The organism is Streptomyces sp. NPDC002076 (assembly GCF_053593835.1).
The window spans coordinates 110,341-130,875 of record NZ_JBSFDI010000016.1; the positions used below are offsets into that span (position 1 = coordinate 110,341).

Consider the following 20,535-nt stretch of genomic DNA (forward strand, 5'->3'; position numbering starts at 1 on the left):
CGATCCCGCCTCATGGTCATGGACATGGGGCGGGATGCGGCGCAGGACGTCGTGGAGCTGAGATACCGGATGGAGGCTGCGGACCTCACCTCCGCGTTGCGAGCACGGCAGCGGGTGAGCCGGGTGGGGTGGATCTACCGGTGGACGCCGTTCGTGACGGGGTTGGGCGCCCTGGTGGAGGTCGTGTCGCTCGCGACCGGGAAGCATGTCGCGCTCGGCATGCTGGTGTCGCTGGTGACGGTCACCCTGGCTCTGGCGCTGTCGCCGTGGCTGACGGCCCGCGCGTTCCAGCGGGCCGCCGCACGGCACGGCCTGTTCCGGGTGAAGGTGACGGATCAGGGCGTGTGGATGGCGAGCGATCACACCACGGCGTCGGTCGCCTGGCCCGCCCAGCCCCGCTACCGGGAGACGTCGCGCGTATTCATCATGCTCAGCGACGACAGGAACGCCACCGCGTTCACCATGCTGCCCAAGAGCGGCTTGGCCGACCCGGCGGACGCCGACCGGCTGCGAGCGATCCTGGATCGCAACATCCGGCGGGTATAGATCAGCCCTCTGCGCAGTCGGAGCACGTGCCGAAGATCTCCACGGTGTGAGCCACGTTCACATACCCGTGCTCCGCTGCGATCGCCTCCGCCCACTTCTCCACGGCCGGCCCCTCCACCTCCACCGCCTTGCCGCAGGCGCGGCACACGAGGTGGTGATGGTGTTCACCGGTCGAGCAGCGGCGGTAGACGGACTCGCCGTCGGACGTGCGCAGGACGTCGACCTCGCCGGCGTCGGCGAGGGACTGGAGGGTGCGGTAGACCGTGGTCAGGCCGACCGAGTCGCCCTTGTGCTTGAGCATGTCGTGCAGTTCCTGCGCGCTGCGGAACTCCTCGACCTCGTCCAGGGCCGCCGCCACGGCTGCACGCTGGCGGGTCGCGCGGCCCTTCACGGGCGGTCCAGCGGTCGTCACCGTCGTCTCCTCACGTCTCGCTTCTGCCCGGGCGGCCATTGTGCCAGCCCGGGCGGTCGGCGGTCAGACGATGATCTCGTCCCCGGCCGGCCGAGTGGCCGGAATCGTGCACTCTGCCGGATCCCCGGCGGGCTGTGCGGCGGCCGCCGCGCGGGCGCGTCGGCGGGCCAGCGGTGTGGCCAGGACCGTCAGCGCGACGAACGCGGCGATGGTCAGCAGCACGATCGTCGCGCCGGGCGGAACGTCCTGGTAGTACGAGGTGACCGTGCCGCTGACGGTCACGGCTACCCCGATGGCCACGGCGATCACGAACGTGGCGGTGAAGCTGCGGCTGAGCTGCTGCGCCGCCGCCACCGGCACCACCATCAGCGCGGACACCAGCAGCAGGCCGACCACGCGCATGGCCACCGTGACCGTGACCGCCGCCGTCACCGCCGTCAGGAGGTTGAGCGCGCGCACCGGCAGGCCCGTCACCCGGGCGAACTCCTCGTCCTGGCTGACCGCGAACAGCTGGCGGCGCAGGCCGAGGGTGACCAGCAGCACGAGGGCGGCGAGGACACAGATCGCGGTCACGTCGGACTGCGACACCGTGGAGAGGGAGCCGAACAGGTACGACGTCAGATTCGCGGTGGAGCCGCCCGGCGCGAGGTTGATCAGCATCACACCGCCGGCCATACCGCCGTAGAAGAGCATCGCGAGGGCGATGTCTCCGCGGGTGCGGCCGTACCAGCGGATCAGTTCCATCAGGACCGCGCCGAGGACCGAGACGGCCGTCGCCATCCATATGGGGGACGTGGAGAGAAGGAAGCCCAGGCCGACGCCGGTCATGGCCACATGGCCGATGCCGTCGCCCAGCAGGGCCTGGCGGCGCTGGACCAGGTAGATGCCGATCGCGGGCGCGGTGATGCCGACCAGGACGGCGGCGAGCAGCGCCCGCTGCATGAAGTCGTAGTTCAGGAAGTCCATCAGCTCAGCAGCCCCGTCCGCGGAGATTCGGAACCCGCCGGTGCGTGCGGGTGTACGTGGTCGTGGCCGGGCAGCGCATGCTGGCCCACGGCCGGCGGTGGCGGGCCGTCATGGAGGACGCAGCCGTCCCTGAGTACGACCGCCCGGTCGATCAGGGGCTCCAGGGGGCCCAGTTCGTGCAGCACGAGCAGGACCGTCGCACCGGCGTCGACCTGTTGCTTCAGTGTGCGGGCGAGCACTTCCTGGCTGGCCAGGTCGACGCCGGCCATCGGCTCGTCCATGATCAGCAGTTCGGGCTCGGCGACGAGGGCGCGGGCGATCAGGACGCGCTGGTGCTGGCCGCCGGACAGGGCGTTCACCGAGTCCTTGGCGCGGTCGGCCATTCCGACCAGCTCCAGGGCCCGGTGCACGGCTTCCAGGTCGGTCCGGCGGAAGACGCCGAAGCGGGTGCGGGAGAGGCGCCCGGACGACACGATCTCGGTCACGGTCGCGGGTACGCCGCCCGCGGCCGTCGTCCGCTGCGGTACGTAGCCCACGCGCGCCCAGTCGCGGAAGGCGCGGCGCGGGGTGGCGAACAGCTCGATCGTGCCGCCGCTGAGCGGGACCTGGCCGATGATCGTGCGGATCGCCGTGGACTTGCCGGAGCCGTTGGCGCCGAGCAGCGCGACGACCTCGCCGCGGTGGACCGTGAAGTCGATGCCCCGGAGCACGGGGCGAGCGCCGAGTTCGGCGGTGACCCCGCGCAGGGATATGACGGGTTCGCTGGTCATCTCGTGTCCCCTCACTTCGACCCGAGGGCCTGCTGGAGCGCCTTGAGGTTGGCCTCCTGGACGGAGAAGTAGTCCTTGCCGCGGGACTTGGCCGTGATGCCCTCGATCGGGTCCAGCACGTCGGTCTTCAGGCCCGCGTCGTGCGCGATGGTCTTCGCGGTCTTGTCGCTGACGAGCGTCTCGTAGAAGACGGTGGAGACGCCGTCGGCCTTGGCCATCGTCTCCAGGTCCTTCACTCGTCCGGCGCTGGGCTCGGACTCGGGGTCCAGGCCGTTGATGGCCTCCTCGGTCAGGCCGTAGCGCTCGGCGAGATAGCCGAAGGCGGCGTGGGTGGTGATGAAGACCTTGGTCCTCGTGTGCGCGAGGCCGGTCCTGAACTGCTGGTCCAGGTCGGTCAGCTGCTTGACCAGGGCCGCGGTGTTCTTCCGGTAGTCGGCCGCGTGCTCGGGGTCGGCCTTCTCGAAGGCCTTGCCGACGCCCTCGGCGACCTGGGCGTAGCGCACCGGGTCGAGCCAGATGTGCGGGTCCTTGGCGCCTGCCTCCTCGCCCTGGTGGGTGTCGTGCGCGGCGGCGTGGCCGCCGACCTCGTTGCCGTGCTCCTCCAGCGTGGTCAGGGAGGCCGCGTCGATCTTCGTCCCGACCGGGGACTGGGCCACCGCGTCGTCGACGGAGGGCTGGAGGTTCTTCAGGTACAGGACCGCGTCGGAGTCCTGGAGCGAGGCGATCTGCTGGGGGCTGAGCTCCAGGTCGTGCGGCTCCTGGCCGGGGGAGGTGAGACTGGTGACGTGGACGTGGTCCCCGCCGATCCGGTCGGCGAGGAAAGCCATGGGGTAGAAGGACGCGACGACGTCGAACTTGCCGGTGTTCGCCGCCTCCGCCCTGTCGCCGGAGCAGGCCGTGAGAGTGCCGAGGCCGAGGGCGGTCACGGCGGTGATCGCGGCGGCGGGTATGAGGCGTCGTCGTACGTTCATGACAGTCATTTTCAACAAACATGGAAACCGTTGTCAATAAATGCCGGTGAGCGGCCGGTGAGAGCCCGGGGGAGTGGCTCGGGGAGGGGGCCGATTTGGTCCGGGGGGAGCCTGCGCCGGTAACCTGAATCATTCGCTGGAAGCATCTCGCTTCAACGCCCGTCGTCGTAATGAAGAGAGCACCGTGGCCGCCGACAAGATCGACACCATCGTCAGCCTGAGCAAGCGCCGTGGCTTCGTTTTCCCGTGCAGTGAGATCTACGGCGGACAGCGTGCCGCCTGGGACTACGGACCGCTGGGTGTCGAGCTCAAGGAGAACATCAAGCGCCAGTGGTGGCGCTACATGGTGACGTCGCGCGAGGACGTGGTCGGTATCGACTCGTCCGTCATCCTGGCCTCCGAGGTCTGGGTCGCCTCCGGCCACGTCGCCACCTTCACGGATCCGCTGACCGAGTGCACCGCGTGTCACAAGCGGTTCCGCGCCGACCACCTGGAAGAGGCGTACGAGGAGAAGAAGGGCCACGCCCCGGCGAACGGTCTGGCCGACATCAACTGCCCGAACTGCGGCAACAAGGGCCAGTTCACCGAGCCCAAGCAGTTCTCCGGCCTGCTGTCCACGCACCTCGGCCCGACCCAGGACAGCGGCTCGGTCGCCTACCTGCGCCCCGAGACCGCCCAGGGCATCTTCACCAACTTCGCCCAGGTGCAGACCACCTCGCGCCGCAAGCCGCCGTTCGGCATCGCCCAGATGGGCAAGTCGTTCCGCAACGAGATCACGCCGGGCAACTTCATCTTCCGCACCCGCGAGTTCGAGCAGATGGAGATGGAGTTCTTCGTCAAGCCGGGCGAGGACGAGAAGTGGCACGAGTACTGGATGGAGCAGCGCTGGAACTGGTACACGGGCCTGGGCCTGCGTACTGAGAACATGCGCTGGTACGAGCACCCGAAGGAGAAGCTCTCCCACTACTCCAAGCGCACCGCCGACATCGAGTACCGCTTCCAGTTCGGCGGCAGCGAGTGGGGCGAGCTGGAGGGTGTCGCCAACCGGACCGACTACGACCTCGGTGCCCACTCCAAGGCCTCCGGCCAGGACCTCGCCTACTACGACCAGGAGGCCCAGGAGCGCTGGACTCCGTACGTCATCGAGCCGGCGGCGGGTGTCGGCCGCACCATGCTGGCCTTCCTGCTCGACGCCTACGTCGAGGACGAGGCGCCGAACGCCAAGGGCAAGATGGAGAAGCGGACGGTGCTGCGCCTGGACCACCGGCTGGCGCCGGTGAAGGCCGCCGTGCTGCCGCTGTCCCGCAACCCGGAGCTGTCCCCGAAGGCCAAGGGCCTCGCCCAGGCGCTGCGCCAGCACTGGAACATCGAGTTCGACGACGCCGGCGCGATCGGTCGCCGGTACCGGCGCCAGGACGAGATCGGTACGCCGTACTGCGTGACCGTCGACTTCGACACGCTCGACGACAATGCGGTTACGGTGCGTGAGCGCGACTCGATGAAGCAGGAGCGCGTGTCGCTGGACCAGATCGAGGGGTACCTGGCCCAGCGCCTCCTCGGCTGCTGAGGCCTGCGGCGCTTCAGCCGTTTTTGCCCACCCACCCGCCCGAAACCATCGGCCGGGTGGGTGGGCCTTTTGCGTTCAGGCCCCCCTGCCTCCATGCCATAGGGCCAATCCGGGGCGCCCCGTAGCGCCTCGAATGACAGAGTTGGACTGACAGATATTGAAATCTGTCAGCTGTCATGCAACAGTGAAGCCATGACGATGCACACCCGAACCCTCGGAACCACCGGCCCCCACACTTCCGCCCTCGGCCTCGGCTGCATGGGCATGTCCGCCCTCTATGGCGACGCCGACCGCGCCGAGTCCATCGCGACCGTCCACGCCGCCCTGGAAGCGGGCGTCACCCTGCTGGACACCGGCGACTTCTACGCCATGGGGCACAACGAGATGCTGATCGGTGAGGCCCTGCGCACCGCCCCGGCCGCCCTGCGCGAGCAGGCCCTGACCAGCGTGAAGTTCGGCGCCCTGCGCGACCCGGAGGGCAACTGGAGCGGCTACGACGGCCGCCCCGCCGCCGTGAAGAACTTCGCCGCCTACTCCCTGCAGCGCCTCGGCGTCGACCACATCGACGTCTACCGGATCGCCCGCATCGACCCCGACGTGCCGATCGAGGAGACCGTCGGCGCGATCGCCGAACTGATCGAGAAGGGGTACGTCCGGCACGTCGGCCTGAGCGAGGCCGGCGCCGAGACCGTCCGCCGGGCCGCCGCCACCGCCCCGATCGCCGACCTGCAGATCGAGTACTCGCTGATCAGCCGGGGCATCGAGCGGGACATCCTGCCGACCACCCGCGAACTGGGCATCGGCATCACGGCGTATGGCGTGCTGTCCCGCGGCCTGATCTCCGGCCACTTCACCCGCGACCGGCAACTGGCCGCGAACGACTTCCGCGCCCACTCGCCCCGCTTCCAGGGCGAGAACCTCCGGCACAACCTGAACCTGGTCGAGGCCCTGCGCAAGATCGCCGAGCAGAAGGGCGTCACCGTCGCGCAGATCGCCATCGCCTGGGTGCTCTCCCGCGGCGACGACATCGTGCCGCTGGTCGGCGCCCGCACCCGCGAGCGGCTGGGCGAGTCGCTGGGCGCGCTGGACGTCACCCTGGACGCGGCCGACCTGGCGGCGATCGAGGACGCCGTGCCGGTGGACGCGGCGGCCGGTGACCGCTACCCGACCGCGCAGATGGCACACCTCGACAGCGAGCACTGACCATGGCTCCAGGTACGGTCTAGGGCATGGCACCGCCCACCGAGACCCTGACCGCCGAGCGCATCCTCGAAGCGACCGAGGAGGTGCTGCGCCGTCACGGCCCGGCCAAGGCCACCGTGGTCGACGTGGCCCGCGCGCTCGGCGTCAGCCATGGCAGTGTCTACCGGCACTTCCGCACCAAGGCGGCGCTGCGCGAGGCCGTCACCAAGCGCTGGCTGGACCGGACGTCGGCGAAGCTCGCCGGGATCGCCGTGGCGGACGGCACCCCCGAGGAGCGGCTGCGGGCCTGGCTCGCGGCGCTGTTCGAGGCCAAGCGGCACAAGGCGGGTGACGACCCCGAACTCTTCGCCACCTACACGGTGCTCGCCGACGAGAACGGCACGGCGGTCGGCGAGCACATCGCCGACCTGACCGGACAGCTGACCCGGATCATCGCGGACGGGGCCGGGTCGGGCACCTTCCCGGTGCCCGACCCGGCCGCCGCGGCACGAGCCGTCTTCCAGGCCACCGGCCGTTTCCACGACCCCTGCTACGCCCGGGAATGGACCGCTCCCGGTGTCGACGAGGAGTTCACGGCCGTCGTGGACCTGCTGATACGGGGACTCAGCTCACCCTCACGGTGACCGGCGAGGAGTGGAGCGTGCCGGACTTGGTCGCCACCCGCACATGGTGGGTGCCCTTGTCGGTGAACGTCCGCTTGATCGTGTAGGTGCCGTTCTTGTTGACGACACCTGTGTACTTGAGCGAGATCCACTTGCCGTTGCGCAGGTGCTGCAGCACCAGCGTGGAGCCGGACTTCACGCCCCTGACCCGGCCGGTGAACACCACGGTGTTGCCGACCTTGACGGCCCGGTGGTTGGCCGCGACGGTGATCAAACCCATCGCGTTCGGCATCCGCGACGGCCGCATGGTCGGCATGCCGCTGCGCGTCATCGAGGGTTTGGCGGTCGGCATGCCGCTGCGGGTCATGGTGGGGGAGGGGGTGGGGCTCGGCGCGTGGGTCGCGGCGAAGGCTCCGGTCGTACCGCCGGAGAGCAGCGCCACGGAAAGGACGCCGGCGCCCAGCGCGCGGCCGTAGCGGTGGTGGCGGAGTACGGAGGTCATGTTCATCTCCTGTCGATCGCTCGATCGGACGTATCCCAGGCTGACCCGACTTCGCTCCGTCGGCCACTCGGGACGCTGAGTAACCGTCCGCCCGAGCGCCTATATGCGCAGGTCAGTGGGGATATTCGGAGACTTCGCCGACCCCCGCGCTCAACGGGAGGGCTGCCGGTCCGCCGCCGGATCGACCGTCGCCTGATGGGCCTCGGCCAGATGCTCCTCCGCCTTCAGCCACGGCAGGAACTGGGCGCCTCTGCGCCAGCCGCACGTGTCGCATCTGATCGTGCGCTGCACCCCCGTGCGCTGGACCCGGACGACGTGCTCCCGGCCGTGCTGGTCCCAGCGGCTGACCTTGCTCGTGCTGTTGCCCTGCGGCATGACGCCTCACGTCTCCTCGGCTCCTGTGGCACACCCCGGCCGGGACAGGAGTGTGCAGCAAGACGAACATCAACAGGGGGAGCTTCACGTGGAGTTGTCCAAGCCGTGGCCGGAGTCGTCCCGGCCCGGCCCCGGCTCAGCCGACCTCGCGCGGCAGCCGCAGGCTGAGCAGCCCGGTCAGCACGACCCCGGCCAACTGCACCAGCAGCGTGATGACCAGCGCGTCCCGCATGCCCATGCTCGACGTGAGGGTGAGGAACAGGGTGCCGAGCGTGGCCACGCCGAGGGCGAGCGCGGACTGCTGCGTGGTGACCATCACACCACTGCCGACACCGGCCCGGGCCGGCGGCACCTCGGACATCACGATCCGGAAGACATTGGGCAGTTGGAGCGCCTGCCCGGCACCGGCCACGGCGGCGCCCGGCAGCAGCGAGCCGAAGTCCAGGTGCGGCCAGTCCCGCCAGGCGGCCAGCACGATCAGCAGCACGCCCACACCCTGGATCACCGAGCCGGCGGTGACGACCCGCGTCCCATGACGGGCCGTCAGCCGGGGCCCGGCGAGGGAGGTGAACAGGAACACCACGGCCATCGGCGCGAGCGCGAGCCCGGCCGAGACCGGACCGAGCCCGGCGCCCTTCTGCAGGGCCAGCGCGATGACGAACATGAACCCGCTGAAGCCGATCGAGAACGGCAGGATCAGGATCAGACCGTGCCGCAGCGAGGCCAGCGCCAGCAGACTCGGCGGCACCAGCGGGGTCCGCCCCGCCCGGTCCGCCCGCCGTTCCACTGCCCAGAAGGCGCCCGCGGCGAGCGGGAACGCGGCCAGCGACAGCCAGGTCCACAGCGGCCAGCCCGCGGCCCGGCCCTCGGTGAGCGGGGCGAGCAGCGTCAGCAAGGACGCCGCGAGCAGGACCGTGCCGGGCCCGTCGACGGGCTCGGGGTGCTGTGACCGGGTCTCGGGTACGACCCGCACGGCGAGGATCAGGCCGAGGGCGACCACGGGCACGTTGACGAGGAACACCGCGCGCCAGCCGGTGCCGGCGACATCGGCGGCGACGAGCACCCCGCCGAGTATCTGCCCGGCGACCATGGACAGTCCGGCGGTCGCGCCGTACAGGCTCATGGCCTTGGCGCGGCGCGCGCCGCGGGTGGTGGCCTGGATGGTGGCGAGCACCTGCGGCAGCATCGCGGCGGCCGAGGCGCCCTGCGCGACCCGCGCCGCGACCAGGCTCCAGGCGTCCGGCGCCAGCCCGCAGGCCAGCGAGGTCAGTCCGAACGCGGCCATTCCGCCGAGGAACAGCCTGCGCCGCCCGAACAGGTCGCCGAGCCGCCCGCCGAGCACCAGCAGCACGGCGTACGCGACGCCGTACCCGGCCACCACCAGCTCCAGCACGGCCTCGCTCGCGGCGAGGTCGGTGCCGATGGTCGGCAGGGCGACGTTGACGATGAAGAAATCGACGAGCGGCAGTGCCGCGGCCAGCAGTACGGTGAACAGCCCGAGCCCGCCGAGTGCGGGTGGTGCGGCCGTCGTTCGGACGGCCGGGGTGGTGACGGTTTCACTCATGTCCCCGAGCCTGCGCCGCCGCACAGACTGGTACCAGAGTGTCCTCATCCTGGTACAAGAAGTACCTGGCAACAGGATGACGGGCCAGGCACCCTGGAACCATGACCACCATGGCCACGGACCGCAAGACGCCCGCCACGCAGCCGACGCCCCGGGGATCGGAGATCCGGCGGCACGAACTGGCCGCCTTCCTGCGCAGCCGCCGCGAGCGCATCGGCCCCGAGCAGGTGGGCCTGCCGCGCGGGGCCCGGCGCCGTACCCCGGGACTGCGCCGGGAGGAGGTCGCCCAGCTCTCCGCGGTCGGCGTCACCTGGTACACGTGGCTCGAACAGGCCCGTGACATCCAGGTCTCCGTGCAGGTCCTGGACGCCCTGGCCCGCACCCTGATGCTGGACGCCAGCGAACGCGCCCACCTCTTCCAGCTGGCCGGCGCCACCGATCCGACGCCCGCCGCGAGCTGCCCGAGCGTCACCCCGGCCCTGCGCGAGATGCTGCGCCAACTGGAGCCGATCCCGGCCTGCGTCCAGAACAGCCGGTACGACATCCTCGCCTACAACCTCACCTACGGCCGCCTCCTGTGCGACCTGGACGCGATACCGGCGGAGGACCGGAACTGCATGCTCCTCGTGTACACGAACAAGGACTGGCAGTCATCGGTCATCCACCTGGAGGAGACCCAGCGCCTGATGGCCGCCAAACTGCGCGCGTCCCTGGCCGGCCATCTCGGCGAGCCTGCCTGGAAGATGCTGCTGAAGCGTCTGGAGACGGAATCCCCCAACTTCCGCGAGCACTGGGAGCGTTACGAGGTCGTCGCCGCCCGCACCAAGACCAAGGAGTTCGTCAACGCCCATGTGGGCCACCTCAAGTTGGCGCACACCGACCTGTGGCTCGGCCCCGAACAGGGCGCCCGCATGGTGACGTACACCCCCGCCGACGAGGAGACCCGCGAGCGCCTGGAGAGGCTCTACGACATCGCCCGCGGGGCCGTTGCCGGGGCCGCCAGAGCATCCTGAGGAGGCGGCCCTCCTGCGCCCCGAAGGGGCGCGGGGCTGCATCGATGTGCGGCTCCGCCGCGTGGGCGCGACCAGCCACAGCGGTGCCGCACCCGAACGACGGCACAGTGCGGCCCTTCCAGCGGAGCGCTCAGGCTCCGACCGTCTGGCGGATCTCCGCGGACTCCAGGGTCTCGGCCGTGCGTTCCGCGGTGCGGTGGGCCCAGTGACCGCTGGTGAGGAGGCCGAGGAGGAGCACGGCCAGGCCACAAACGGTGAGGATCCACCAGCCGGGGCGGGCCGCCGAGACGAAGGACTGCTTCATGGGCGACGAGCCGATACCGGAGGCCAGGACCGCGCCGACCACCGCGACGCCGAGCGTCTGGCCCAGCTGCCGGCTCGTGGAGGCGACCGCGGCGGCGACCCCGGCCTGGGCGCGCGGCATGCCGGAGACGGCCGTGTTGGTGATCGGCGCGTTCACGAAGCCGAAGCCGATGCCGAACAGGACGTAGCCGACGAGGAGGGTGGTGTTCGAGGTCTCCGCCTCGAAGGCCGCGAAGAGGACGCCGCTCGCCGTCATCGCCGTACCGGCGACCAGCAGGGGCAGGCGGGGCCCGCGGCTGCCCACCAGGCGGCCGGACAGCGGCGCGCACAGGAAGGTCGGCGCCGCCATCGGCAGCATCCACAGGCCCGCGTGCAGGGCGTCGAGACCGCGGACGTTCTGCAGATAGAGCGTGGACAGGAAGAGGAAGCCGCCCAGCGCCGCGAACGCGCTGATCGCTATCACCGTGGCGCCACTGAACGGCGCCGAGCGGAAGAAACGCAGGTCGATGAGGGGTTCGGTGCGCCGGGGCTCGTACCAGAGCAGGCCGAGCAGGGCCACGAAGGCGATCGCCATGAACGGGGCCACCGCGGTCAGGCCCGAGTCCGGCGCCTCGATGATGCCGTACGTCAGCGCGCCGAACAGGGCGATGACCAGCAGCTGGCCGACCGGATCGGGACGGCGGGCCTTGGGCGCGCGGGACTCGGGGACGAAGCGGAGGGTGAGCAGGAGCGCCGCGAGGCCCACCGGGAGGTTGATCCAGAAGATCGCACGCCAGCTCACCGACTGCACCAGCAGACCGCCGACCAGCGGGCCGGCCGCCATGGAGATGCCGACCACCGCGCCCCAGACGCCGATCGCACGGGCCCGCTCCCGGGAGTCGGTGAAGGTGTTGGTGATGATCGACATGGCGACCGGGTTGAGCATCGAGCCGCCGATCGCCTGCACCATCCGGAACACCACCAGCAGGGACAGGTTCGGCGCGAGCGAGCACAGCAGCGAGCCGATGGAGAAGATCACCAGGCCGGACATGAAGACCCGCTTGCGGCCGATCCGGTCGGCCGTCGAGCCCGCGAGCATCAGCAGCGAGGCGAGCACCAGGGTGTAGGCGTCGATCGTCCACTGCAGGCCGGAGGTGGTGGCGTGCAGATCGCGCTGCATGGACGGCAGCGCCACGTTCAGCACGGTGTTGTCCAGGCTCACGATCAGCAGGCTCATGCAGCAGATCGCGAGCACGAGGAGACGACGGCGGTGGGTCAGCTCGGGCATGGTTTCGATCGTACGCGAATTTCGATAGTGCGTCTAACTAATAGTGTGCCTAATTGATGTGCGCTACACGATCATTGGAGCGCCCCTGTCCAGCGGCTGTCCCAGTACCCGCGGCAGCCGAAGGCCAAGCACGGCCGGCCCCATGGTCGGCCGCAGACCGAGCTGCCGGCGGCGTGAGGGACAATGGGTGCTCGCCCTGTGCTGTACATCCGTCCCGGAGTCGTCTGATGACCCACCCGCTCTCCATCGGCCCGCACGCCGTGACGCCGCCCGTCGTGCTCGCACCCATGGCGGGGATCACCAACGCGCCCTTCCGCACCCTGTGCAGGGAGTTCAGCGGCGGCAAGGGCCTGTTCGTCAGCGAGATGATCACGACCCGGGCGCTGGTCGAGCGCAACGAGAAGACCATGCAGCTGATCAGGTTCGACGCGAGCGAGACGCCGCGTTCGATCCAGCTGTACGGCGTCGACCCGGCGACCGTCGGCAAGGCCGTCCGCATGATCGCGGAGGAGGACCTGGCCGACCACATCGACCTGAACTTCGGCTGCCCGGTCCCCAAGGTGACCCGCAAGGGCGGCGGCTCGGCCCTGCCGTACAAGCGGAACCTGCTGCGGGCCATCCTGCGCGAGGCGGTCAGCGGCGCCGGGGACCTCCCGGTCACGATGAAGATGCGCAAGGGCATCGACGACGACCACATCACCTTCCTCGACGCCGGCCGCATCGCCGTCGAGGAGGGTGTCACGGCGATCGCCCTGCACGGCCGCACGGCCGCCCAGCACTACGGCGGCACCGCCGACTGGGACGCCATCGCCCGGCTGAAGGAGCACGTCCCGGAGATCCCCGTGCTCGGCAACGGCGACATCTGGTCCGCCGAGGACGCGCTGCGGATGGTGCGGGAGACCGGCTGCGACGGGGTCGTGGTCGGGCGCGGCTGCCTGGGACGGCCGTGGCTGTTCGCTGACCTGGTCGCCGCCTTCGAGGGGCGTACGTCCTTCGCGCGGCCGACGCTCCGGGAAGTCGCCGACGTCATGGTCCGGCACGCCACCCTGCTCGGGGAGTGGATCGGCGACGAGCCCAAGGGCGTGGTGGACTTCCGCAAGCACGTCGCCTGGTACCTGAAGGGCTTCGCGGTCGGCTCCGAGATGCGGGGGCGGCTCGCGATCACGTCCTCGCTGCACGAACTGCGCGCCGGGCTGGACGAGCTGGACCTCGACCAGCCGTGGCCCACCGGCGCGGACGGGCCGCGCGGCCGTACGTCCGGCAACAACCGCGTGGTGCTGCCGGACGGCTGGCTGAAGGACCCGTACGACTGCGCGGGGGTCGGCGAGGACGCGGAGCTGGACACGTCGGGGGGCTGATCAGTTCTTCTTCGGATGCGGTGTCGAGCCGAAGGCCGACAGGAAGCGGTCGCGGAAGGCGCTCATCTTCCAGACCGGTGCGGTGTGCGCGGGGCGGAGGCCGTCGGTCCAGCCCCAGCCGGTGATCTTGTCGAGGACCGTGGGGTCCTTGGCGACGATCGAGACCGGCACGTCACGGCTGGCATGGTTGCCGCTGGCGTGGGCGTTCGGCTGGTGGTCGCCGAGGAAGACCAGCACGGTGTCCTTCGTGCCGTACCGCTCCAGCCACTCGGTCAGCGCCGTCACCGTGTACTGGACGGACTTGCCGTACTCCTCCTTGGTGTGCGTGTCGTCGGTGAGGGTGTAGGAGGACGGGTGGCCCGCCTTCTCGATGCCGTTGAAGATGGAGCCGTCGCCCAGCTGGTCCCAGCCGACCATCTTCGGGATCGGCGCCCAGGGCGTGTGGCTGGAGGTCAGGATGAGCAGCGACATCCGTGACTTGCCGGCGGCGGGCTGCTTGCTGTGCACCCGGTCCTGGAACTGCTGGAGCGTGTACTGGTCCGGCATGGTCGACCAGCTGAACTTCGGTCCTTTGTAGCCGAGTTGGAAGGCGTTGTAGACCTTGTCGAGGCCGTACCACTTCTGCTCCGGCCACGCCTTCTGCACACCCGGCATCACTCCGACCGTGTCGAAGGCGCCCGTCTTCTTGAACGCGTCGGTCAGGCTCATGTGGTCGCTCGCCATGACCGTGCGGTAGCGCTGCTGGTTGCTGATCCACAGGCCCGACATGGTGGTGGAGTGCCCGAGCCAGCTGCTGCCGCCGTAGGTCGCCGAGGTCAGCCAGCCGCTCTTGGCGTGGAAGCCCGCCTTGGCCAGGGCCTTGGTGCGGGTGTCGAGGGTGGCGTCGACACCGGGCGCCATGATCGGGTCCTCGACGGCGCTGCGCCCGTAGCTCTCGATGAACGTGAAGACCATGTCCTTGCCCCGCAAATCCGGGACCAGCTGGCTGCCCGGGGTGTTCCCGAAGGCGTCGACCTTGGCCACCTTCCGGAACTCCGCCTCGTCCTTGAGCGTGTTCGAGATCCGGTGGACCTGGTCCTTCAGGGCGTTCGCGGTGCTGTCGGCGGCGAGCGGCACGCCGGACAGCTGGAGGCCGAGGGAGGAGCAGGTGATCCAGACGACCCCGGCGACCAGCGTGCCCCGGGTCGCGGTGGCGGGGTGCCGGGCGAGCAGATTGCTCAGCCGGACCATCGACAGCGCCAGCAGGACGAAGACCGACAGCACGAGGACGATCACACCGGCTACGGCGACGAGGGTGGCCGTACGGCCGTAGGAGTCCTCCAGATACGACTCCGCGTCGCCGAACAGGCTCCAGTCGAGCACGACGTTGAAACCACGGCCGAGGTACTGGTTGAACCCCGCATCGAGCAGGTTCAGCATGGCCATCGCGGCCAGCGCCACCCCGGACACCACGGCCAGCGCCACCCGCGGCCGCCGGGGCAGCGCGATCATCACCGCGGCCCCGATCACGGCCTCCGCCGGTATCCGCAGAAACCTGGAAGGGTGCAGGTTGGCCACGGAGCTGGGCATCACCAGCGCGGCGACGACGAGCATGGCGGCGACCACGGTGACCGTGGCGGACAGCGCCTGAGCACCGGCCGGATGCTCCGCCCGCCACCTTCCCTGCCACGTGGACCAGGCGGTCCAGGGACGCCGGAGCCAGGCAGTCCACGGGCGCCGGGCGGGCTGCGGGCCGGGTATGGGTTCGGGCGACGCCTCCGGCTCGGCCTCCTCGGCTTCTGCTACGGCTGATTCGCGCGTGCTCATGTCCTGGGACAACCCGGCGTCCTTCCCTGCGAGACCCGATCTGCCGTCCCGTACGGCCACTTCGTCACGCCTGTTCACAAGCACCGGGCAAACACCTGGCAAACGGTCGGTGCGCCAACCCAAGGGGCGCGGGGCTGTGTCGATATGCGGCTTCGCCGCGCGGGCGCGACAAGCCACAACGAACCCGCGGTCGACAACGGCGCTAGGTCCTGTCGTCAAACTCCCGCCGTCCGCCCGGAGGGCGGGCCTCGCGCCCGCCGCGGAGCGGCTGATGTCTGCAGTAGGTGCGTGCTCTGGGGGTCCCCCCGGCCGAAGGCTGGGGGAGTGCCGGGCTCTGGCCCTCGTACTGGATGTACTTGGGCCCGGGCCCGGTGCGGCGAGTGGGGGTGCCCCCTTTGGGGGAGCGTGCATGGCGTCGTGGGGCTGGGGGCACCGCCCGGCCGAAGGCTGGGGGAGGGAGTTTGACGACAGGGCCTAGGCACCCCCAACCGCTGTCAGCAGCGCGAGCGGCACCGCAGCCGACCGTGACTCCCGCACACACGCATGCGGATACGGCACCGGCTCCGGATGCGTGTCCCTCCCGTACCCCGCCAGCACCTCCGGCAGCCGATGCCCCGCAACCGACGCCGCGTCCACCAGCGCACGCGCCACCGCCCGGGCCTCGTCATGCAGTCCGTACCGCGCGAGACCCAACGTGATCAGCGCGTTGTCATGCGGCCACACGGAACCCCGGTGATAGGACAGCGGATGGTACGCCGCCTGCCCCGCGGCCAGCGTCCGCACACCCCACCCGGAGAAGAAGTCCGGCTCCAGCAGCCGCCGGCCCACCACCTCGCCGTACTCCTTGTCCAGCAGCCCGGACCACAGCAGATGCCCGGCGTCGGACGCCAGCGCGTCGATCCGGCGGCCCTCGCCGTCCAGCGCGAGCGCCGGGAAGGACTGTTCCCGCATCCAGAAGTCCCGCTGGAACCGGTCCCGCAGATCGGCGGCGGCCTGCTCCAGCAGGGCGCCGTACGTCTCGTCGCCCCACACCGTCCGCGCCAGCCACGCGGTGCGGCGCAGCGCGTCGTACGCGTAGCCCTGCGCGCCCGCCGCCATCACCGCGCCGGTGGGCCGGGTGCCGTCGGCGCAGCAGATCGCGCCGGGGGAGTCCTTCCAGTTCTGGTTGGCGAGGCCACCCTCGTCGGCGCGGTAGACGAGGTAGCCGCGCGAGGTCAGGCCGCCGTGGTCCAGCATCCAGCCGACGGCGGCACGCGCGTGCGGCTCCAGTCGCCGGGCCGGGCCGGTGTCCCCGGTCTGCTCGACGTACGCGCCGAGCAGGATCAGGAACAGCGGGGTCGCGTCGACCGAGCCGTAGTACCGGCCGAACGGCACCTGCCCGAAGTACGCCAGCTCGCCGTGCCGTACCTCGTGCACGATCTTGCCGGGCTGGGCGAGCGGGGACGGGCCGCTGCCGGTGGCCTGGGTCGCGGCGAGCGCGGGCAGCGTGGCGGCGGCCAGTTCGGGGCGGTACGGCAGCGCGAACAGGGAGGTGAGCAGGGCGTCCCGGGCCAGGAGGGCGAGGAACCAGGGGGCGCCGCCGGCCGGGACGCGCAGCTCCTCGCCGTCGGGTCCGCGCGCCGGCACCTGGAGCGCCGCCAGGTCGGCGAGGCCCCGCGCGCAGGCCGCCGCCAGTTCCGGCCAGCCGGTCGGGAAGGCCACGCCCTCCACGAACTCACCTTCCAGCACGCGGAGTTGTTCACGCACGGAGGCCGGGTCGCGGGGTACGCGCAGGGCGCGCTTCTCGCGGTGCGGGCGGGCGATCACGCGGAGCAGCAGCTCGGTGGTGCCGTGCGGTGGCAGGTCGAGGGTCCACACCAGGCGGCGGGCGCCCGTGCCGGTCTCCTCCACGGCGTCGGGGGCCGGGTCGGCGGTGATGGTGGTACGGGACTGCCACTCGGCGCGCCGGTAGGTGAACTCGATGCCGTCGTCGAGGACTTCGCGGGAGCGCACGGCGCCGGGCTTGGCGTAGGTGCGGTGGTCGGAGCGGAGTTCGAACTGGTCGGTGAAGTCCGCGTCGGCGGTGATGGCGAGCCGGACGGTGGTCGGCACCGGGCGGTTGCTGGTCACCCGCAGCGATTCGACGAACGAGCTGTCGCCGACGGCCTGTTGGCGGAAGAGGGTGTGCGCGGGAGGCTCCTGGCGGCCGCCGCGCGGGACCAGGACGCAGCGGGCCGCGTCACCGTCGGTCACCGGGGTGAGCACCTCGGGCACGGCGCCGTCGACGGTGAGCTGCCAGCGGCTGAGGTGCCGGGCGTCGCGTACGAACAACCCGTCCGGGGAGCCGCTGCCCCGGACCCCGCTGATGTCGCCCCGGTCGCCCACGGCGGCGAACGTCGCCCCGTGCACGAGCAGATGAAGCCGGTCCGTCATGCCCGGTCGCCTCCTTCTTCACTTCTGTCAAACGTGCCGGTGGCCGCCTCGGACACGCCCTCGCGGGTGCCCTTGGGAAGGTCTTTGTGCAGCTCGTGATGCAGGTCGAGGGCGAGCGCGGCGGTCCAGCCGAAGCCGGTCGCGCCGCAGGCCTCGCCGGTGTACGGGTCGACGTACTCCGCGAAACCGGTGGCTTCGGCGAGCTGCAGCACGGCCGCGCGCAGTGCGTCGGCCCGCTCCCGCTCGCCGTGCACGCGCAGGCCCCGCTCCAGCAGCCAGCTGGTGTTGAACCAGGCCGGCCCGCGCCAGTACCGGTGCGGATCGAAGGCCTCGCCGAGCAGGTCGTAACTGGGCACGAGCCGGGTGCGCCCGCCGAGCCCGAAGTGCGGCCCGTACAGGGTGCGCACGAGCGCGTCGACGACCTCACGCGGCAGCCCGGGGAGGAGCAACGGCACCAGCCCGGAGACACTCCGCTCACGGATCGGCCCGTCGGCGTGCAGGTCCCGGCACAGGAACATCGCGGCCGCCGGGTCCCACAGCCGCTCCGCCAGCACCTCCGTCAGCCGTTCGGCGCGTGCGTGCCGGGCGGTGCCGGAGGCGCCGAGTTCCTCGGCGATCCTGGCCAGCGCGTGTTCGGAGGCGATGAGCAGGGCGTTGAACGCCGGGTCCTCCACGGCGAACTCACCGCCGCCGCCCCTGTTCCTCGCGCCCCCGTGCCTCCCGCCCGTCCCGTCCCCGTGCCTCCCGCCCGTCCCGTCCCCGTGCCTCCCGCCCGCCCCATCCCTGTACCCCGCGTCCCGGTAGTCGGCGGCCAGCCGCACGTACCGCCCGTAGTCCAGATCCGTCGGCCGGTCCTCGGGCGACCCGTGGGCGAGGTCGGCGCGGCGGAAGGAGCGGGACGGGGCGGGGGTGATCCGGGCGAGCGGGGCGTCCCAGCACGGGCTGTTGTCCATGCCCTGCTCCCAGGGGTGGACCACGGACACCAGCCCCGCACCGCCCAGATCCCGGCGGTGCAGCAGATAGCGGTGCCAGGCGGCCAGCCGCGGGTACACCCGGGCCAGGAAGCCGCGGGCGCGCGACAGCCCGGGGTCGGCGCGGTGCACCAGCCAGGCCGCGAGCGCGTGCACCGGTGGCTGCACGATCCCCGACGTCTGTACGGTGCGCGGGGCGCCCGCCGCGCGACCTGCGGTGGAGGAGCGCCAGAAGTCGGGGCTGGGAAAGTAGGCGTCGAGCGGTACGGAGGGGTTGAAGACGATGTGCGGGACGCGCCCGTCGGCCCACTGCGCGGCCAGCAGTGTCTCCAGCTCGGTCTGGGCCCGCAGCGGCGAGACATGCCGCAGGCCGATCGCGATGAACGCCGAGTCCCAGGACCACTGGTGCGGATACAGGCTCCGGGAGGGGACCGTCGAGGCGCCCGTCCAGTTCGCGTCGAGCACCCGGGCCGCCCGGACGGGCAGGGAGCCGCCGGAGAGCGGGGGACCACCCGCGGTCTCGTGCTTCGCGGGCTCCGCGGGACGGACGGTGAGCTGCGTGCTGCGATCCACTCGGGGCTCCCCGAAGACGAAGGCACCCGGCCGGGCCGACCGGGTTTGGTGGTAACCGTCGTAGAGTTACGTCTATTTAACACGCAAAACTCAATATGTAATGCAGGCTTGGGAAACACAAGGGGGTGCGCATGACCGAACGTCCGGGAAGAAACGGGAAGACCGGCGCTCCGGCCGGCGCCGGCGAGCTGCTCGAACTGGTCCGCAGCGGACGGGCGGTGACGCGCGGTGCGCTCCAGCAGGCGACCGGACTGTCCCGCGCGACCGTCGGGCAGCGCCTGGACCGCCTCTTCCGGGCCGGCTGGCTGCGCGAGGGCGCCGGCGGCCCGGTCGACTCGCCGCTCGGCGGCCGTCCCTCCATCACCCTGGAGTTCGACGACTCCCACGCCGTCGTCCTCGCCGCCGACCTGGACACCCGGCACGCCCGTGCGGCCGTACTCTCCCTGGCCGGCGAGATCCTCGCCGAACACTCGGGGACGCTCGTGATCGGGGACGGCCCGGAGGCCGTACTGCCCGAACTGGGCCGCTGGTTCGGCGAGTTGCTGAAGAAGTCCGGGTGCCCGGCGGCGGAGGTCTGCGGCATCGGGCTCGCCGTGCCCGGCCCGGTGGACACCGGGACCGGCAGGGTGGTGCAGCCGCCGATGATGCCGGGCTGGGACGGCTACGACCTGGCGGGCCGTATCTCCCGCGCCTTCACCGAACACACCGGTGCCCCGGCGGTCCCCGTCCTGGTCGACAACGACGCGAACCTCATGGCGTACGGCGAACAGCGCGCCGGCCACCCCGACTGCGCGGCCTTCGTCCTTGTCAAGGTGTCCACCGGCATTGGCGCCGGGGTGGTCGTGGACGGCTCGATCTACCGGGGCATCGACGGTGGCGCCGGCGACATCGGGCACATCCGGGTCGGCGCGGACGCGCTGTGCCGCTGCGGTTCGCACGGCTGTCTCGCCGCCGTCGCGAGCGGGGGCGCCGTGGCCCGGCGGCTGGCCGAGAGCGGGGTGCCGGCCGCCTCCGGCGCGGACGTACGGGATCTGCTGGCCGCCGGGCATCCGGAGGCGGCGGCGCTGGCCCGGGAGGCGGGGCGGCGGGTCGGTGACGTACTGGCGACGGTGGTGACCCTGCTGAACCCCGGGGTGCTGATGATCGCGGGCGACCTGGCCGGGACCCCCTTCCTCACCGGCGTCCGGGAACTCCTCTACCAGCGGGCGCTGCCGCGCTCCACGGCCCACCTCCAGGTCGTGACCTCCCGGCTGGGGGAGCGCGCCGCGCTCATCGGAGCGGGGGCGCTGGTCGTGGAACACCTCTACGCGCCGGAGCGGGCAGAGGAGCGGCTGCGGGCGCTGGGTGTCTGAGT

General features: G+C 71.2%; 18 protein-coding genes. 7 read left to right on the top strand and 11 right to left on the bottom strand.

Translation table 11 applies throughout. The features are described from left to right. Nucleotides 1–12: 12 nt before the first annotated feature. The gene (locus tag ACWCQS_RS30225) at nt 13–546 is read left to right on the top strand and encodes a YcxB family protein (RefSeq protein WP_451007378.1); all 534 of its coding nucleotides are present in this window, start codon (nt 13–15) and stop codon (nt 544–546) included. A gap of 1 nt (nt 547) precedes the next feature. On the opposite strand, the gene ACWCQS_RS30230 is transcribed toward ACWCQS_RS30225, so the two are convergent. From ACWCQS_RS30230 to ACWCQS_RS30245, 4 genes are all read right to left on the bottom strand, one after another. Next, the gene (locus ACWCQS_RS30230) at nt 548–958 is read right to left on the bottom strand and encodes a Fur family transcriptional regulator (protein ID WP_451007379.1); all 411 of its coding nucleotides are present in this window, start codon (nt 956–958) and stop codon (nt 548–550) included. Between the two features lie 63 nt (nt 959–1,021). Then, the gene (locus ACWCQS_RS30235; protein WP_451007380.1) at nt 1,022–1,924 is read right to left on the bottom strand and encodes a metal ABC transporter permease; all 903 of its coding nucleotides are present in this window, start codon (nt 1,922–1,924) and stop codon (nt 1,022–1,024) included. Then, a complete protein-coding gene (locus ACWCQS_RS30240; RefSeq protein ID WP_451007381.1) occupies nt 1,924–2,694 on the bottom strand; it encodes a metal ABC transporter ATP-binding protein in 771 nt (256 codons plus the stop codon). The genes ACWCQS_RS30235 and ACWCQS_RS30240 overlap by 1 nt, the downstream gene beginning before the upstream one ends. Before the next feature lie 11 nt (nt 2,695–2,705). Continuing rightward, nucleotides 2,706–3,665, bottom strand: a complete 960-nt coding sequence (locus ACWCQS_RS30245) for a metal ABC transporter substrate-binding protein (protein ID WP_451007382.1) — start codon at nt 3,663–3,665, stop codon at nt 2,706–2,708. A 184-nt stretch (nt 3,666–3,849) separates the two neighbouring features. On the opposite strand from ACWCQS_RS30245, the gene ACWCQS_RS30250 reads away from it, so the two are divergent. The 3 genes from ACWCQS_RS30250 (at nt 3,850) to ACWCQS_RS30260 (ending at nt 7,058) form a co-directional block, all read left to right on the top strand. Next, complete coding sequence (locus ACWCQS_RS30250) at nt 3,850–5,232, top strand: glycine--tRNA ligase (protein ID WP_451007383.1); 1,383 nt, start codon at nt 3,850–3,852, stop codon at nt 5,230–5,232. Nucleotides 5,233–5,424: 192 nt separating this feature from the next. Then, nucleotides 5,425–6,435: an aldo/keto reductase gene (locus ACWCQS_RS30255; protein ID WP_451007384.1), complete on the top strand. Its 1,011-nt coding sequence runs from the start codon at nt 5,425–5,427 to the stop codon at nt 6,433–6,435. A 26-nt stretch (nt 6,436–6,461) separates the two neighbouring features. Further along, nucleotides 6,462–7,058: a TetR family transcriptional regulator gene (locus ACWCQS_RS30260; protein WP_451007385.1), complete on the top strand. Its 597-nt coding sequence runs from the start codon at nt 6,462–6,464 to the stop codon at nt 7,056–7,058. Here ACWCQS_RS30260 and ACWCQS_RS30265 read toward each other — a convergent pair. The 3 genes from ACWCQS_RS30265 to ACWCQS_RS30275 form a co-directional block, all read right to left on the bottom strand. Then, the gene (locus ACWCQS_RS30265) at nt 7,039–7,539 is read right to left on the bottom strand and encodes a hypothetical protein (RefSeq protein WP_451007386.1); all 501 of its coding nucleotides are present in this window, start codon (nt 7,537–7,539) and stop codon (nt 7,039–7,041) included. The genes ACWCQS_RS30260 and ACWCQS_RS30265 overlap by 20 nt on opposite strands. 150 nt (nt 7,540–7,689) lie before the next feature. After that, nucleotides 7,690–7,914, bottom strand: a complete 225-nt coding sequence (locus ACWCQS_RS30270; RefSeq protein ID WP_228620312.1) for a hypothetical protein — start codon at nt 7,912–7,914, stop codon at nt 7,690–7,692. Between the two features lie 136 nt (nt 7,915–8,050). Then, the gene (locus ACWCQS_RS30275) at nt 8,051–9,478 is read right to left on the bottom strand and encodes an MFS transporter (RefSeq protein ID WP_451007387.1); all 1,428 of its coding nucleotides are present in this window, start codon (nt 9,476–9,478) and stop codon (nt 8,051–8,053) included. A 101-nt stretch (nt 9,479–9,579) separates the two neighbouring features. On the opposite strand from ACWCQS_RS30275, the gene ACWCQS_RS30280 reads away from it, so the two are divergent. Next, nucleotides 9,580–10,491, top strand: coding sequence for a helix-turn-helix transcriptional regulator (locus ACWCQS_RS30280; RefSeq protein ID WP_451007388.1), 912 nt, complete (start codon nt 9,580–9,582; stop codon nt 10,489–10,491). Between the two features lie 130 nt (nt 10,492–10,621). Here ACWCQS_RS30280 and ACWCQS_RS30285 read toward each other — a convergent pair whose 3' ends face one another. Next, nucleotides 10,622–12,061 carry an MFS transporter gene (locus tag ACWCQS_RS30285; protein WP_451007389.1) on the bottom strand — a complete coding sequence of 480 codons (1,440 nt, stop codon included), beginning with the start codon at nt 12,059–12,061 and terminating at the stop codon, nt 10,622–10,624. Between the two features lie 227 nt (nt 12,062–12,288). On the opposite strand from ACWCQS_RS30285, the gene dusB reads away from it, so the two are divergent. After that, nucleotides 12,289–13,419 carry a tRNA dihydrouridine synthase DusB gene (gene dusB, locus ACWCQS_RS30290; protein ID WP_451007390.1) on the top strand — a complete coding sequence of 377 codons (1,131 nt, stop codon included), beginning with the start codon at nt 12,289–12,291 and terminating at the stop codon, nt 13,417–13,419. On the opposite strand, the gene ACWCQS_RS30295 is transcribed toward dusB, so the two are convergent. The 3 genes from ACWCQS_RS30295 to ACWCQS_RS30305 form a co-directional block, all read right to left on the bottom strand. After that, entirely contained in the window at nt 13,420–15,225 is a 1,806-nt protein-coding gene (locus tag ACWCQS_RS30295; RefSeq protein WP_451007391.1) for a CDP-alcohol phosphatidyltransferase, read from the bottom strand. Between the two features lie 474 nt (nt 15,226–15,699). After that, nucleotides 15,700–17,637, bottom strand: a complete 1,938-nt coding sequence (locus ACWCQS_RS30300; RefSeq protein ID WP_451007392.1) for an amylo-alpha-1,6-glucosidase — start codon at nt 17,635–17,637, stop codon at nt 15,700–15,702. Next, entirely contained in the window at nt 17,634–19,181 is a 1,548-nt protein-coding gene (locus ACWCQS_RS30305; protein WP_451007393.1) for an MGH1-like glycoside hydrolase domain-containing protein, read from the bottom strand. Before ACWCQS_RS30305 ends, ACWCQS_RS30300 begins: the two co-directional genes overlap by 4 nt. A gap of 131 nt (nt 19,182–19,312) precedes the next feature. Between ACWCQS_RS30305 and ACWCQS_RS30310 the strand changes: the two genes are divergently transcribed. Beyond that, nucleotides 19,313–20,533 carry an ROK family protein gene (locus tag ACWCQS_RS30310; protein ID WP_451007394.1) on the top strand — a complete coding sequence of 407 codons (1,221 nt, stop codon included), beginning with the start codon at nt 19,313–19,315 and terminating at the stop codon, nt 20,531–20,533. Nucleotides 20,534–20,535 lie beyond the last annotated feature (2 nt).